The following is a 16,241-nucleotide window of genomic DNA, read 5'->3' as shown; positions in this document are numbered from 1 at the left end:
CAAGCTGTATGCGATATATTACATATTGAATAAGGAGGGAAGACATGCCAATTCCTAGTAATTACGTAGCACCTATTCGAGTGTCAGCCAAAGACCATGCCTTCTCTCACATTCAAAGATGGATCATAGATGGGACACTAGAGCCAGGAGAAAAATTGGTGGACATTCAACTGGCGGAAGCATTAAACGTGAGTAGAACACCTGTAAGAGAAGCTCTTCAATTACTTGAAGTACAGGGATTGGTCCATATGCAACCAGGGAAAGAGACGAGAGTGACCAGTCTTGAGAAGGAAGATATCTTAAAAATTTATCCTACACTTGCAACATTACATGCACTGGCAGCCGAATTTGCTTCTGTGCACATCTTGCCTCAGCATATCGAACAATTGCAAGAATGGAACGAAAAATTTGCAGGAGCGATTGCCAGAGAACAGCCTTTCCAAGCGATGGAGTATGACGAGCAATTCCATAATCTAATAACAGATGTTGCCGATAATCCGTATTTGAGCAAGTTTCATGTTTCTTTGCAAAATCATATTCGTCGCTTTAAATATGTATTTTTGAAGCAGCCGTGTGAAATGAATCAGGCTTCCATTCATGAACATGAGGACATTATTCTTGCGATACAAACTGGGGATAAAGAAAAGCTTGAAACAAGCATTAAGCAAAATATACTCAGGCCTATGCGAGAAATATATGCACTTATGCAGCAAATATAGATAGAGAAATCACAGGGGGGCTTTATGATGGGATTTGTGGAGAGAGTCAGTTCGTTTGCAGGCAAGACATTTACCGTGTGGGTTCTGTTATTTTCTGTAATTGCTTATATATTTCCTAAGCATTTTACATGGATTGGGGCTTATATAATACCATTGCTTGGCATCGTGATGTTCGGTATGGGCTTAACGATTTCAGCGTCAGATTTTAAAGAGGTATTTCGCCGTCCAAAAGATGTGACGTTAGGTGTCATTGGCCATTATCTTGTGATGCCGCTATTGGCATTTATCTTAGCTTATGTCTTAGATTTGCCACCAGAAATTGCAGTTGGTGTTATTCTGGTAGGGTGCTGTCCAAGCGGTACTGCTTCTAATGTGATGGTATTTTTATCAAAAGGAGACGTAGCTCTTGCTGTAGCGATCGCTTCTGTATCTACGCTACTTGCACCTATTGTTACACCGTTTTTAATTTTGCTACTTGCAAGTAAATGGGTCGATATAAATATCTGGTCCTTATTTTATTCCATCATTCAGGTGGTTATCATTCCACTCATTCTAGGGCTCTTGGTGAAAAAGTGTTTTGCAAGACAGGCAGCCGCAAGCGTGAAAGCATTACCGCTAGTATCGGTAGTTGCCATAGTGATGATTATCTGCGGTGTAGTAGCTGGGAATCAGGAGAAACTAGCTTCAGCGGGATTGATGATTTTTGCTGTCGTCGTCCTTCATAATGTCCTTGGTTTTCTGTTGGGCTTCCTGTTTGCCCGTCTTTGCGGAATGGATCTAGCCAAACAAAAGGCTGTCGCTATGGAGGTAGGTATGCAGAACTCTGGGCTGGGAGTCGCAATTGCAACCGCACATTTTTCTCCTTTAGCAGCAGTACCAAGTGCTATTTTTAGTGTTTGGCATAATATTTCTGGGTCTGTATTGGCGTCTATTTTTAGTAGAATGAGAGAGAAGCATGAAGAGGATATGGACCAAATGACATAAGGGAAAAGAAGAGCCGATTGTTACCTCAAAAAGGATCGATCAGGCTCTTTTTTTGTTATTTTTCAATTGATGGTGAATAGAGGGGCAGAGAGTAGAGATAGATCGATCTTTTGGAGTTTATCAGGATTTACCACATAAAACAACTGGCGGATTTTATGCGTACTTGGATGCCAAACAAAACTAAATACCCCGATTGGCTTGTCATCCTTTACAATCAGAATGCCTTTTTGATTATTTACATGTACGACGTGTGCTGTTCTTAGAACATAGACTGCTCGCTCCATTGCAGACAATTCTTCCATTAATCTAAGAAGGGCATAACTGAGAGAATCATCTTGGATCACTTTTTCAGAAGGGTCTAGGATTTGACCATGGATAATGGGCTCAGGTAACCAAGCGCCTTGGTAAGCTTCTCTTTTTTTTCTAGCTGATTTCATTTCATTTATGCAACGATTTGTCACCATTTTGCTTAAATAAGATTTTGCATTGGTAATATAAGAAATGTCGGTTCGCTGTAATTGAAGAAAGGTATCTTGAACAATATCCTCAGCATCAGTTAAAGAACCAAGCATCCGATACGCGATAGAAAGTAAATAGGGCTTAAAGGATAAATAAAATTCTTCTACCATTCCGTTCTGTAAGTGTGAATGATACTCCACAAAAACTCCTCCTATGCTGAAAAATACCCTAGATACATGATCTAGGGAATCTCTTTATACATAAAGGTATTTATTTTAAAGCTTTTTTGAAACCCTCACGCCAAGTTGGATGAAGAGGTGTCCAGTCATAATGCGTACGTGCTTTAGCATTTGATGCACCGCGTTCTCCGCGATTGCTCTCTGCTAGGATTGTGGGCTGAGGTGCGCCTATTATAGAGGCATAAGCGGGGAGCCACACAGATCCTGCAACTGGTTCGTTAACTGGACCAGATGGCCAATCAAGTGCTAGGAAAGCCGCTCTAGCCGCATCTTCAACATGAAGGAAGGAGCTTATTCCCTCAGTTCCCATCATTTCTTTTTTATGTACCCGCTCGGTAATCATTCCATCTACATCATACATTCCCATTTATAAAGAATAAAATGGAAACTTGTGAGGCAGACTTCACTCATATGAACAATCGTGAGGGTGAACAGAATGCCAGAACAGTACGGTAAAGTAAGTGAACAGCTGTCAGATAATATTCAACGGCTGAAATCCATTTTCTCTGACGCTCCTGATCTGGTCTACCGGAGTATCGAGTCGCCGCACGCAGATGAAACTATGCTCGTCTATTTCGAAGGCTTAATCGATATGAACTCAATCAATAATGATGTCCTTCGTCCACTTATCGAATCACTGTCAATGACGGAGGGTTCCCTTCCTATTAGCGTGGGCAAAATCGAAACAGAGTCCGATATGGTACAAATTGAAAAGCTACTCCTTGATGGCAAGAGTGTGCTGTTTCTTTCTGGTTCTACGGAAGCTTACATCCTTGATACAAGCGGATGGCCGCAGCGATCGATTGCCGACCCATCGATCGAAACGTCTATTCTAGGCTCACATCAGGGATTCGTCGAAACGGGCTCACAGAATATCGCCCTAATTCGGCGTTATATTCCTAACCGTGAACTTAAAATTAAGCAGGTTAAAGCAGGGGCGCGTTGTCCGGTAAACTTATCTATTATGTATCTACAGGATGTGGCCGCTCCAGAGGTTTTACAGGAGCTTGTTCAACGCATCGAAGGACTGGATATCGACTGCATTATCAATACAGGTGAACTGATAGAGCTAATCGAGGATAGTGCATTTTCTCCGTTCCCTCAGCTATTGGTGACAGAGCGAGCTGACTCTGCTGCTTCTCATATTTTGCAAGGCCGATATGTCGTCATTGTTGACCGTTCGCCGAGTGTGCTTGTCGGACCGGTGTCGTTTGTATCATTCTTTCAAAGCGTAGATGATTATAGCATGCGGTGGATCTATGCTTCCTTCATTCGCTTGCTCCGTTTCTTTGCTTTTTTTGTCGCACTATTTTTACCGGCGATCTACATATCTTTCATTACTTTTAATTATGAGGTCATTCCTATTAAGTTAATTCTGTCAGTCGCAGAATCCAGAGAAAGAGTTCCGTTCCATCCGCTTCTAGAGGCATTCATTATGGAAGTAACACTGGAAATGATGCGAGAGGCAGGAATTCGGCTACCGGCTCCGATCGGACAGACCGTCGGACTTGTTGGCGGTATAATTATCGGGCAGACAGCCGTACAGGCGGGAATTGTCAGCAACATCATGGTTATCGTTGTTGCGTCTACGGCAATTGCATCCTTCATTATGCCTAATTATGATATGGGAACTGCGATTCGCTTCCTGCGTTTTCCGATGATGCTGATTGCTTTTTTATATGGCTTTATTGGCATTGTAAGCGGTGGCATGCTTCTTGTCTCACATTTGACTTCGCTAACATCACTTGGAGTCTCATATGGTACCCCGTTAGCTCCTATCCGTTTTCCCGATCTGAAGGATACATTCGTACGCTTCCCATTGTGGTTGATGAAAAGACGTCCAGCTGGATCTCACCCTAAACAGCTTCGACGGCAAGCTAATAATAAGCCGGGAGGAGGCAATTCATCTTGAGTGGACATAGGAAATACCGCATCAGCTTTATGCAGTACACCTTGTTGATTCACGGTATTCAAGTGGCAACCAGCGTCCTGTCCTTGCCACGTCAGCTTGCGGAGATAGCCTCGACGGATGGCTGGATTGCGCTGGTGCTGTCTTGGCTGGTTAATCTGGTATTAAGCATCATTATGGTTGCTGTAATGGCGCAATACCCGGAAGATACTTTTTTTCAATTGTTGGAACGACTCTTTGGAAAAATCATCAGCAAGCTACTTATTGCGCTGGTTACTTTACATTTCACATTTTCGGCATGGTCTACATTTATCTCAACTATGCTGTATACAAGGGCATGGTTCTTGCCCATGACGTCGATTCCGTTTATTATGCTACTGCTCGTTATTCCTGCCTACATAACAGCGAGGAAGCATATTCTTGCTATTGCTAGATATTGTGAAGTTGTGTTCTTCCTAACAATATGGATGGCTCCTGTATTGCTGATACCACTGCGTGAGGGATATTTCATTCACCTGCTTCCTGTTATCAAGGAAGGCTGGGAACCGATCCTGCAGGCGATGCCGACAACGACGAAAGCCTATCTTGGATTTGAGATTTTATTCATCATCTATCCGTATCTTCGCCGCAAGGATCTGGCAGTCCACGGGATCGTGCTGGGCAATACCTTGACAATGCTTATTTATGTGTTCAGTACACTTGTTTGCTTTATTTTTTTCAGTCCAGAGGAGATTCTGGATTACAATCAACCTGTTTTGAACCTGCTGAAGCTCATCGAATTCCGCTTCTTGGAGAGATTTGACATCATTTTCCTGGCGATCTATCTATTTGTTATTTCGACATCGTTAATTCCATTTATCTATTGCGCCTCCGTCAGCGGAGCAAGTCTATTTGGTACAAAAAACCACGGCCCGTATGCACTCGCAATCTGCATCGGAACAGTCTTGATTACCTCGTGGCTGAAGCCATCTTGGATTGAATCGTTGCGCTGGAATCAGTGGGCAAGCTATCTCGGCCTGATCGTTTCTTATCTCCTGCCCGTTCTACTTTATCTATACATCAAGGTTTACCAGAAGCGGACACCGAGGGAGGCGAGTCGATGATGCGCCAGATATTGATAATCGTAATGATGCTGTTCGCCCTTTCTCCCATCTCGGGCTGTGGCTATACGACGATCGAGAATATGACATTGACACTGGTTATTGGGATTGATCTGGATGATGAAGGGAATTTGGTATTCGGGATCTCAAGTCCGGTCTTCTCGAAAGAAGCGAAAGATAAGGAAGAAGAGTTCGAGGTCCGTGCAACTACCTTGCGACATTCACGCGAAGGCTTCGATAAGCGGGCTTTGGGCTTGACTACGGCAGGCAAGACACAGATCGTGATTATTGGAAAAAAACTCGCCAAGCAAAAGGATTGGTCAATACTACTTGATCCGTTCTATCGAGACCCCAAAAGCACGGCCACGGCCCGTGTTGTCTATTATGACGGTTCCATTGACGAAATAATGCGCTATACGCCTAAAGACAAGCCCCGTTTACCATTGTATTTGTCAAACCTTGTGGAGACAGGTCTGTTTCGAAATGAGACGACCAAAACCACCATACAGGAATTCCATCGTCAATTGAAGGACGATGGCATTACACCAAGCATTACGGCACTTCGCAAGGAACAGGAGCTTCTCTTGGCCGGTACGGCGTTATTGGACAAAGCTTCCCGCGTCAAAATGTTAGTTGATTCAGATGAAGGAAAGATGATTTATATCTTGCGAAAAAAAACAAGGGGAGAATTTCCTTTTACGTTACACCTGCCGAATGCTCCAGGACAAGCCATTGATAAAGTGGATACGAAACGAATTAGCGTCAATCTCCATAGCATCAAGACAACAACGCAAGCTCGATATGAAAGGGACCGCTTCATATTTGATGTGAATGTTCATTCCACTGCTACTATTTCAGAGCGTCTATTCCCATTCAATGTGATGGAATCACCAGAGGAATTGGAGAAAATGATCGAAGAAAATCTGGAACAAAAATTCTCCAAAATGATTCGCAAACTGCAAAAAGCGAAAATTGATCCAGTCGGATTCGGTATGTACGCACGAGCTTATACCTACCCCCAATGGAAAAAGGTGAAAGAGAACTGGCTGGACAACTTCCAGAAATCGAGAGTAAATATTAAGGTGAAAGTAAAAATCATTGGTATGGGGTCTGTCAAATGAGCAACGCTAGATTATATAAATAATCGTACTGTAGACGATTCGCTTGAATACTATTATGGGGCCGTATGTAATGGCAGGGGGACAAGCGGGAATTTGCTCCTATAAGTTGGAGTGGAACAATAAACCGCTGAGCTAATCAATGTCTATGAAAATGGAAGAGTCCAGACTAGCTACTATAAAGAAAAAGAAGCTCTTTTTTTGAAGAGGGCTTCTTTTTTATCCTTTTAAGTGAGTGACTAGGGTGATTGCCTATTGAAAAAAGGTAGATACGTTATGGATTGTTTTAGCACCTGTCATGAGCAGAAAGAGTAACAATCAAGACGATTGATGATTGCAACCCTAAATTTTATATTATTCTAAATTTTCATTTCACTAGTAGATAACTAATGCGTGAAATGTTTTTACAAAAATGAAAAAATATTGAAAATAGTAAATAATTCATAGATCATTTTACAAATATGTGATATTTTGGTATCGAACTAGTTCATTCCATATGAAAGGAAGATAAAAAATGAAAAATTAGTCTCAGTAGTTTCTCTATCTGTTTTTACACTCTATTTCCCCATGGCATCACTTGCTGCACCTATCGAAGTTCAAGCAAAAGTGGCAGCCTTTTCTGAAAAAATTAGTATTTCATACGATGATGGGTATAAAAATACTTTCATTATAGAAACCGATTCAGAAGCGGATTCTGACACTGATGCCAATATTAGTATCGCACTGTATGGGAATAAATATCGTACTGATGCTATAGCACTTCAAGGTAATTTCGAAGCGGGAGATAAGGAAACGTTTTATCTATTTACAGAGAAACCAATGGATGGAAAGGGGTATGGATTATCTTGGGAGAAAGACGAATGGAAGCCAGCTTGGAAAATCAAGTCTGTCACTATTAATGGCACGTACTACAAGATAGATGAATGGATGGGTTTAAAAGGTTCACACGATTCGATTACAAGATAAATGCATGGATGAGTGTAAATGATAAAGGACAAGAGTTGATTGTAAGATGAGTATGTAGCGAAGTAATATTACCGTCCTGGTTCTTAAAGGGTGCCCTTCTGTCAGAGTATACTTTCTAATCATAATTCTTCAGTGCCATTTCTTATTTGAAAAGTTTATGGATACGAGGATCGTACTAAAGACAAGTAAAGTAGAGAATTTTTGAGGAGTATAAATATACACGCATCATAGAATATTTTATTGTTGTTTATGACATAAGTAGGATAAAATATTTAAATTTATAATATTTTAAATAGTCTAAATTAAATAAATAGTTTATTGGAAAATTATTGATATAATGGTAATTTAATATATAATGAACTTATGATTTGAAAAATAGAGTTAAGGAGTAGATGAATTTGAAAAAGCAAGCAATAGCACTGGTTACAATTCTATCACTAGTAGTTGGAGTAAGTTCTGCATATGCCAAAACGTTGCCAACAGAATCAAAAACACTATCCCGGGGCTATAGTGACAAGCATAAAGCACTCGATATTATTCCTAAGAGTGGTACAAAGGCTGGAGATAAAATTATGGCAGCCTATGATGGAAAAGTAGTTCAAGCAGGCTTCCATAGTAGTAAGACAAAGGGTGCAAGCTATGGATATCTAGTTGTCATTGATCATACTGTTGACAAAAAGAAAATCCAAACATGGTATGCTCATCTAGATAAAGAACCACTAGTTTCTACTAACGACAAGCTTAAAGAAGGTGATCAAATTGGAGTAATGGGGACTACTGGTGATTCAACAGGCGTTCATTTACATTTTGAAGTGAGAAGTGGTTCTGGTTTTAATCATTCAAATGAGCGTTTGAACCCATCTGATTATTTCCCAGAATATAAAGTAAAGAAAAGCCTTATTGGAGATTTTGAAGAAATAGAAGATCATGGTGAACTTGATTTAAGTGAAGGAACTTTTTACAGCATTGAGGAGATTAGAGAAATGACCCCTGAACAACGTGAAGAACTAGGGATTCCTCTTGAATAGTTAAAAAATGTATTTTTTGAATTTTTGTAATATAATAAGTGGTGTATGAAACTCAGGTTAGGATTAACCTGAGTTTTTCCATAACAAGAAGTAAGGAGGATAACTTTTGTGAAAAAAATGTTTTTGACGCTTTTCCTTTGCCTATCAATACCAATTAGTGGATGCGGTTCTAGTCAACCTGCTGCCAAGCCAGAAGGGAAGGACGCACAGCCTGTCCCTTCCGCAACAAATCCTACCCCTGAGTCTAAAGAGGGATTTTTAACAAAGGACAATGTTAGCTTAGTCATATCCTTATTAGAACCGTATTCCCCACCAATACTAGATGATCATGTGCTAAAAACGAAGGATGATATCTCCAAGTGGATCTGGTTTAATAAATTACAAACATGGACAGATGATCTTACTAGACTGCTTAGCTCGAACACCAAGCTTGACGAAACAGCGAAGGAAATCATTATTGCCCGACTCAATAAATACTTTGTACCAGAAGAATCGGAGGCTATTTTTGCAACCTTCTTTAGCAAGGAGTCTGATGGGACCTATGCTTCAATCCCCACAGAAAGATTCGGAAGTGGGACAAGTAGCATCGATGAAGATTTAAAAGTTATATTGGACAAAAAGGACTCTAAAATGATTGTAAGGGTAACGGGCACAGAATATGATTACCTAGATCCCAAATCGAAACAGAAAAATAAGGTGGATGTAGAATTTAGTTTAGTTGAAAAGGATAATCACTTTTTAATTACTGGAATTGAACACCACTGATTCATACAACATCCCTTATTTAGGGAGGATAGGTATATAAATAGTGTCCCAGATTGTCTTTATTTCTAATATAGAACGAAACGCCTGAATTTTTGGATTCGGGCGTTTTCTAAAGAATCAATTCAATTAGGGAATGAGTAAAGGTTCTAAGAATAGAATCTTGATTAGGAAAATTAGTAAAAATAGTCAGCGAAACCATTAAACTTTACATATTAATTATTACTGTAAGGCTTTGATTCATTCTGTCTTTCAATTAATAGATTACATGCTATACGCGTAAGGTCATTCATACATGGTGTTCGTTGTAAAAAGGTAAGTTATTCAACTAACGGGCAGTATCGTGCAAATCAATAGACATCAAGTAAGCGGCAGGGAACCGTTCTGTTATGTCGAGCGATTTATAGAGAAGATGTTGACAACTACTAAACCTACAAAATAGTATTGCATTTTTGCGTAAAAATTTAATTTTACGGAGGCCCGATATTATGGAAATTTCAAAGGGAGTAGAAATGCTTCATCTAGATTTTCATGGGAATATTATTCACCCAATTCTTTTGTGGGATCGAGAAATGGCTGTTTTAATAGACACAGGATTCCCTGGGCAAATTGAAGATTTACGCGTGGCTATGGAAAAGATAGGAGTGTCGTTCGACAAACTAAAAGTTGTGATTTTGACGCATCAGGATGTGGATCATATAGGCAGTCTTCCTGAGATTTTGCAGGAGTGTGGTACTAATGTTAAAGTTTATGCGCACGAACTGGATAAGCCGTATATTCAGGGGGAAATACCACTTTTAAAAGACGGGCACCTTGATAATCCCCCGAAAGGCAGAGTGGACGATATCTTGATTGACGGTCAGGAACTGCCGTTTTGTGGCAGGATTCGCGTCATTCATACTCCTGGGCATACTCCCGGGCATATCAGCCTTTATTTAAGGCAAAGTAAGACTCTCATCGCCGGGGATTCGATGTACAGTGTAAATGGGATTCTCGCAGGAATTCATGTCCCGACCACACCGGATATGAATGCAGCTCGTCTCTCTTTAAAAAAGTATGTAGACCTCGACATTGGATCCGTGGTTTGTTACCACGGGGGATTAAGTAATGTAAATGTTAAAGATCAGTTAGTAGGACTTAGCCAAGGATTCTAAGGGTAAGGTTTCAGCGATGATCTTTGGTGAAACGACTTTGTTACGCTAACGGGTTCAATACTTGAATAATGGTAGACAATCAACTTTTTTTTCAACGAACACGTGGTTCAGATGCCCCTTTCGTGTGAGCTAGGCATTTTGGAGGACGTAGCCCACATGGAAGGTGTCGCAGGCTTGTACTCTCATTGCAGTAATAGGTGGCTTCAAAGAATTAGTCCCTATAATTACGAGCTTATTAGCTAAACAGAGTACTGTAGTGCCTCCAAGCCATCAATGCTAGACAATATGAATTGATGAAAAGGTACAGCTTGACACACCATTGATTTCAAGGATATTATGGATACAATAAATCCGTAATTGAGGTGCGTTCATGAGATTCACGAAAGCAACAAACTATGCTCTGCACACGATGCTTGCGCTCGTTTCCGATTCTCCGGTAAAGCCGGTAGGAGTTCAGCAGTTGGCGGAAGCCCAAGGCGTCTCACCAACCTATCTTTCCAAAATTTTAACAAGGCTCGTGAAAGCAGGGATGATCGAATCAGTTTCGGGAGCTAACGGAGGGTATCGGTTATCTCGCAAAAAAGACGATATTACCTTTTTGGATATTATCCATGCTATTGAAGGCACCAGTTCTTTATTTGAATGTGACTTTCTCCACGGTGACGAATGCCTGATTCAAGCTGTTATGATGGAAGCGGAACAGAAAATGGAGTCGCACCTCAAAAAAATGAAATTGTCAGACCTAGCTAAAAAGCAAACGCAGGTGTAAGCAAGTCACTTTACAATGAAAGGAGGCGAACAGTTGGCCACTTATAAAAGAGCTTTTTTTAACTTAATTATAGACATTACGAGTCTGTAATGTCTAGTTATATACAGATGAACGTTTTGCTTTATAATTTCACAATTACTTGCGATGAATTTTTTCCACATGACTAAGATGCAGAACGTTGTTGTGACTTAAAGGCTTTTCCGGCAAAAAAATAGCAACAAGAGGGAGAACCAATGAATGAGAATGAGAGGGGTTCTGGTAGAAAATCTACCTGATCGGCAAGGAGGATATGCTTGTTCGGCATTGGAACATACCGATCATCTTACCACGGATATTTCATTCCAAGAAACCCTTGACAGAAGTCTTAGGCAGCGAAAAATATATCGCTAACATAAAGGAATCACAGGAGGCTAATTAATATGGAAAGTACATGGAATGAGCGGTTTCGTTCAGAGGAATATATCTATGGAGAAGAACCGAACGTGTTTATTTATCAACAAGCCTTTCGATTAAAAGAATGCCCAAGGGTCGTAGCCTTTGCAGAGGGCGAAGGTAGGAATGCTGTTTTTCTAGCAAGCAGAGGTCATGAAGTGACCGCCATTGATTATGCGGAGAGTGGTCTGCAAAAAACAAGAAAACTAGCTCAGAAGTATGCTGTTGATGTTCAGACAAAAAAGGTAGACTTGCTGGTAGATAACGTACCAAACGAGGAATATGATGCCGCAATCATGGTATTTGGACATTTTCATAAAGATGCGCAGGAAATGATCTTTCAAAAAATGAAAAATGCTAGTAAGCCTGGTGGAATTATTATGCTTGAGGTGTACTCCAAGGACCAATTACATTATGGAACAGGTGGGCCCGCAGACGTTGCTATGCTGTATGAGCCACAGGAAGTTCTGTCTTGGTGTGAAGGTCATGAGGTGATTCATTTCTTCTATGGAGAACAAGAGAGAGTGGAAGGAAAATTGCACACTGGATTGGCCCATGTCATTCAGCTTGTAGCAAGAAAAAAGTAGATGAGGGGAACAAAATAGCCCTATTGCCAACTACATGTTATGGTGCAAAAGTCTCTCTAAAGTAGATGAATGGGGGATTCTCGATAAATGACTTGAAATATGATGTCAGCAGGAGTGAACAGCAGGAGTGAATCACTGTCACCAGCATAATTCGAAAAGTATAATCGATGTGCTTTCATCTATGAAGGGGGAAAACGAGAGGGTCTCGACATTGTCCGAAGTAGACGTGCATATCAGTCCTATGGGCGAGAAGACTGGATGCTGTAGCTATACGTTTACCGGGAAAGCTTGCTACTTATTCGTATCCTGCATTGCTTATAGGGAGGTGATGAGATATACGCCGGTTCATCATTGTCGGATGGGTATGAAGCACAAGTAATGGTAGAGATCGTACGGTTGCAATGCTTGAAGACTTGAAGCATGCGGCATTGCAGCATTGAAACATTGCAGGCTATCCACTATACCAATCGATTGTTTAAGGTGTTATACATCTGTAAAAACACTATGAAATGGAGGAAGCTGCAAATGACCATTTGTCATTCAATGGATCTTACCTTTAAAGAAGACATAAAGAGCGAGGGCTTTACATTGGTTAATTTTTGGGCACCTTGGTGCGGACCCTGCGACTTTTTTGGTTCTGTGCTTGAAGCATTTGATCAGGAAGCTTGCAACGAAGTGAGGCTCCTCAAAATCAACGTAGAAGAAGAAACTAATACTGCCAGTCATTTTGGAATTATGAGCATACCTACTACTATCTTGTTTAAAAATGGTGAGCCAATCGACAAAATAGATGGAACTGTTTCGGTCGAAAGATTAAAACAATTCATCGCAGATAAAAAAGGTAGCACGACGTAAGTGCAAAAAATGTTCTGTGCTGGCACAAATTAATCAATATCAAACCAACATGTTGGATTAAATAAGGTTTCTGTAAACAGAAACGCTTCTAACGAAAGCCGCCGATTTATGATGAGGCGGCTTTCGTTGCGTTATGGAGGTAAAATCTTCTTATCACGTTTGAGCAAAACAAAATGTTCAGCCATGGTGGCGACTCTTGTAATGAAGAATTTTTGGTTTACGTGTATCTAACTTTAACCACATTTGTTACATTGTGCCAGATGAACAAGTAAGTATTGGTAGAACAAGCTACATGAAAAGATGAAATACAGCATCCTTTACTGGAAATTGTTTGTAATGGGATTCTTAGTAACAAAATCTCATTTAAAGAAAGCAAGGTTGGAATCATCCCTGTTACAAGTGGCATCCAGGCCGTATGGGGTTATATGGAAATAAGCTTTTATTTATATGGCACTCAGTAGAAATATTAAAAATTACCGTTGATAACGGCATTATTTAATATTTCTATTTCTGAAAATCTATATTACATTTGATGGCGATGATCTAGACATCCCTAAACAAACAGCTTCAGAACTTAACTCTAAGTAGTTATGGTTAAAACATTACCGGTAATTATTCAGCATGTAAAAGATGAAAAAAGAAGTGAAGTGATAATGGATCTTGGCGAAAAATTCATGCTAAAAATAAAAAAACACATGTAGATTTACGAAGAGCTACAAAGATTTACGAAGGCATATATAAATAAGAAAAGCTTTCATACGGAATTTTGGATGGGTAGTAAGTGAATAAAAATAATTCTATCAAGCACTAGTTACTAGTGAAAAGCGGTGACGAGGAAGAGTTCGACTCTGTGTTTCATATTGTAATACAAGGTCCAAATGTGAAAACCATCATTAAAGAACAGATATTCAAGGAGATATAACTGTAATCGACGTATCATCATGAAAGGTACAAGAACAAGGTTACAGCGATCAGGACATAATCTAAAACCTGAAAAGCTTTTGATATAGACGGGGGTTTAAGCCCATTGCTAAGTTTGTATCTGTTGAATGAAAAGCCATGGGATATTTTGAAGTAGACAATGACGATGTTGTTAACCAAAAATTAAAAAAGATTGCGTTTTTCCAAATAAGAAGATACTGTCAATTTATATGGGAAACATGAGATTTCCTATCGTTTTTAATGGCTACCAGACTAGTTTTTGAGGGGAGCAAATAGGTTTATCTTCGCTTTATAAACGGAATATTCGCATGTATTTTAGCAATATTCCAAAAGTTAATCATCCCACACTCTGCTTACAGTAAAAATGTCAAAATCAGAGAGCTTTACGAATTCAAGAGTCATAGTGCAACTTATAACAAGAAAATCAAGGCTGTGTAACTCCAAAATGAAGGTCTGCTCGTTGAAAAGATGAAGGTTTTTTTCTTTGGAATACGAGAAAGGATGTTTCGTTTTTGAAAAGGCAAGCTATTAATCTCACTATTTTATGTACCCTATTATCTACGTTATTATCGAGCATACCTTCATTTATCACAAATCCAACGGTAGTATATGCTTCTCCACAAAGCCAACAGGAATTAGTTAAGTGGTTTAAAGAAGCCGCAGATGAATACAATGTTCCTATTACATTACTTATTTCCATAGGCTGGATTGAGTCGATGCTAGATGATCACGACGGAGAGCCTAATAATATGAATGGATATGGATTTATGAATTTAATGTCAAATCCAAAAAGAAAAACACTTGAAGAGGCTTCAGAAATAACTGGAATTAGTACAGACGAATTAAAAACATCAACTCAATCAAATATTAAAGGCGGAGCCGCCATATTAGCAAAATATCAGCAAGATATTACAAAGAACAAGAATCATTCAAAGGATTATAAAGATTGGGTTGAAGCAGTAAAGTTATATAGTGGTGCTGATTCTGATGAGGTAAGGACGCATTATGCTGAAGATGTTTTTAGTTTAATTGAAAATGGTTTCATTGATTTATCCAGTGAAAAATTAATCAAGTTGCCATCAGAAAATTCAAAAGAATATAAAGAAAAAAAAGTCCTGCCTCAACTTGATATTAAATGGATTTCAGCCCACGAATCTAATTATGATTCTACAAGACGATCTGCAAAAGATATTACGCATCTAGTGATTCACGTAATGCAAGGCACATATGCTGGCTCCATTGATTGGGCACAAAGAGATCATGGTAGTATGGGTGCTTCTTCTGCTCATTATTATGTGAGTGATGATGGCGATATCACCCAAATGGTCGATGACAGAAATGTAGCTTATCATGCAAGAAGTGCAAATCCCTACACAATTGGCATTGAACATGAAGGATATATTGATGATCCAAAATGGTTTACCAATATTATGTATAGAGAATCTGCAAAGTTGGCAGCAAAATTAGCCTATACTTATGATATCCCCATAAGCAGAAGACACATTAAGGGACATAGCGAGTATCCAAATCAAACACATACGGATCCAGGGGGATATTGGGATTGGGATTACTATATGAAAAATATAAAGGTGTATCATGATAAATTTGTAAATGATGGCCGGAAATGAAATATAACTGCCATTAAATAAGGAGGCTTACAAATTGAAGAATTTGTTTTATTTGCTGGCAGTAGTAATGTTTCTTTCAGGCTGTGCACAGGATACGAAAACATCTCAACAGGAGCACAAAGTACAATATCATGGAGTATCAGTAGGAGATTCATATCATAAAGTGTTGCAGCAATACGGAAAGCCAGAGTCAGAGGATAACAAGGGAGAAACAAAATTACTGGCATATCGAAGTCAAAAGGGATTGTCACATACTCTGATTTTGCAAAACGAGAAGGTAATAAAAAGCACCTTTTATATGGAGTATCTTGAGGGAGACAAGTTGCCAAAAACAAAGGAAGAGGTCTTCAAAACGTATGGGACAGAGTATCAAATGGAAGTAAAGGCTTGTTATGAATCTGCTACGTGTGAAAATTATGTTTATACCTTTGGAAATGAGATGCTAACATTTTTAACCTCTTGGGATAATCAAAAAATTGATGTAGTAACCTTACAAGCAAAGGAATCTGATACTGTTCAGTAGCAGAACGATGCTTTCTTAAATAAAATGTGTAAAATTATGACCGACCGAATTCGTAAAGGGTGCCCTT

The 16,241-nt window shown here is 39.5% G+C and carries 17 protein-coding genes; 15 read left to right on the top strand and 2 right to left on the bottom strand.

What is annotated here, in order from left to right; all coding sequences use genetic code 11:
- The first annotated feature begins 44 nt into the window (after nucleotides 1-44).
- Both GOP56_RS04965 and GOP56_RS04960 read left to right on the top strand, forming a co-directional pair.
- Nucleotides 45-719 (top strand): GntR family transcriptional regulator, encoded by a 675-nt coding sequence (locus tag GOP56_RS04965; protein ID WP_163244715.1) that lies wholly within the window; start codon nucleotides 45-47, stop codon nucleotides 717-719.
- Nucleotides 720-746: 27 nt separating this feature from the next.
- Nucleotides 747-1,703 carry a bile acid:sodium symporter family protein gene (locus GOP56_RS04960; protein WP_003339409.1) on the top strand — a complete coding sequence of 319 codons (957 nt, stop codon included), beginning with the start codon at nucleotides 747-749 and terminating at the stop codon, nucleotides 1,701-1,703.
- A gap of 62 nt (nucleotides 1,704-1,765) precedes the next feature.
- Here the strand turns inward: GOP56_RS04960 and GOP56_RS04955 are convergent, their stop codons facing one another.
- Nucleotides 1,766-2,362: a sigma factor gene (locus GOP56_RS04955; RefSeq protein ID WP_163244713.1), complete on the bottom strand. Its 597-nt coding sequence runs from the start codon at nucleotides 2,360-2,362 to the stop codon at nucleotides 1,766-1,768.
- A gap of 70 nt (nucleotides 2,363-2,432) precedes the next feature.
- Nucleotides 2,433-2,744, bottom strand: coding sequence for an NAD-dependent epimerase/dehydratase family protein (locus tag GOP56_RS04950; protein ID WP_254068621.1), 312 nt, complete (start codon nucleotides 2,742-2,744; stop codon nucleotides 2,433-2,435).
- 93 nt (nucleotides 2,745-2,837) lie between these two features.
- On the opposite strand from GOP56_RS04950, the gene GOP56_RS04945 reads away from it, so the two are divergent.
- From GOP56_RS04945 to GOP56_RS04885, 13 genes are all read left to right on the top strand, one after another.
- A complete protein-coding gene (locus tag GOP56_RS04945) occupies nucleotides 2,838-4,313 on the top strand; it encodes a spore germination protein (protein ID WP_163244709.1) in 1,476 nt (491 codons plus the stop codon).
- Entirely contained in the window at nucleotides 4,310-5,413 is a 1,104-nt protein-coding gene (locus tag GOP56_RS04940) for a GerAB/ArcD/ProY family transporter (protein WP_163244707.1), read from the top strand. The genes GOP56_RS04945 and GOP56_RS04940 overlap by 4 nt, the downstream gene beginning before the upstream one ends.
- Nucleotides 5,410-6,531: a Ger(x)C family spore germination protein gene (locus GOP56_RS04935; RefSeq protein WP_163244705.1), complete on the top strand. Its 1,122-nt coding sequence runs from the start codon at nucleotides 5,410-5,412 to the stop codon at nucleotides 6,529-6,531. The genes GOP56_RS04940 and GOP56_RS04935 overlap by 4 nt, the downstream gene beginning before the upstream one ends.
- 603 nt (nucleotides 6,532-7,134) lie before the next feature.
- Entirely contained in the window at nucleotides 7,135-7,494 is a 360-nt protein-coding gene (locus GOP56_RS04930) for a PLAT/LH2 domain-containing protein (protein ID WP_254068619.1), read from the top strand.
- 392 nt (nucleotides 7,495-7,886) lie between these two features.
- On the top strand, nucleotides 7,887-8,522 hold the full coding sequence (locus GOP56_RS04925; protein WP_003337672.1) for a M23 family metallopeptidase: 636 nt from the start codon (nucleotides 7,887-7,889) through the stop codon (nucleotides 8,520-8,522).
- A 117-nt stretch (nucleotides 8,523-8,639) separates the two neighbouring features.
- Nucleotides 8,640-9,287, top strand: a complete 648-nt coding sequence (locus GOP56_RS04920; protein ID WP_254068697.1) for a hypothetical protein — start codon at nucleotides 8,640-8,642, stop codon at nucleotides 9,285-9,287.
- 485 nt (nucleotides 9,288-9,772) lie between these two features.
- Nucleotides 9,773-10,438 (top strand): MBL fold metallo-hydrolase, encoded by a 666-nt coding sequence (locus tag GOP56_RS04915; protein WP_163244702.1) that lies wholly within the window; start codon nucleotides 9,773-9,775, stop codon nucleotides 10,436-10,438.
- Between the two features lie 370 nt (nucleotides 10,439-10,808).
- The gene (locus tag GOP56_RS04910; protein ID WP_003337668.1) at nucleotides 10,809-11,207 is read left to right on the top strand and encodes an Rrf2 family transcriptional regulator; all 399 of its coding nucleotides are present in this window, start codon (nucleotides 10,809-10,811) and stop codon (nucleotides 11,205-11,207) included.
- A gap of 237 nt (nucleotides 11,208-11,444) precedes the next feature.
- Nucleotides 11,445-11,597, top strand: coding sequence for a hypothetical protein (locus tag GOP56_RS04905; protein WP_163244701.1), 153 nt, complete (start codon nucleotides 11,445-11,447; stop codon nucleotides 11,595-11,597).
- Nucleotides 11,598-11,626: 29 nt separating this feature from the next.
- Nucleotides 11,627-12,226, top strand: a complete 600-nt coding sequence (locus GOP56_RS04900) for a class I SAM-dependent methyltransferase (protein ID WP_163244700.1) — start codon at nucleotides 11,627-11,629, stop codon at nucleotides 12,224-12,226.
- Nucleotides 12,227-12,751: 525 nt separating this feature from the next.
- Nucleotides 12,752-13,081, top strand: coding sequence for a thioredoxin family protein (locus GOP56_RS04895; RefSeq protein WP_163244699.1), 330 nt, complete (start codon nucleotides 12,752-12,754; stop codon nucleotides 13,079-13,081).
- 1,454 nt (nucleotides 13,082-14,535) lie between these two features.
- Entirely contained in the window at nucleotides 14,536-15,651 is a 1,116-nt protein-coding gene (locus tag GOP56_RS04890) for an N-acetylmuramoyl-L-alanine amidase (RefSeq protein ID WP_163244698.1), read from the top strand.
- A gap of 34 nt (nucleotides 15,652-15,685) precedes the next feature.
- Nucleotides 15,686-16,174: a hypothetical protein gene (locus tag GOP56_RS04885; protein WP_163244697.1), complete on the top strand. Its 489-nt coding sequence runs from the start codon at nucleotides 15,686-15,688 to the stop codon at nucleotides 16,172-16,174.
- The last annotated feature ends 67 nt before the right edge of the window (nucleotides 16,175-16,241 follow it).

The sequence above is a fragment of the Brevibacillus sp. 7WMA2 genome (assembly GCF_010748895.1).
GTDB classification, from domain to species: domain Bacteria; phylum Bacillota; class Bacilli; order Brevibacillales; family Brevibacillaceae; genus Brevibacillus_B; species Brevibacillus_B halotolerans.
Note: the sequence above shows the minus strand (reverse complement) of the source record. Positions and strands in the feature narration are given on the sequence as shown.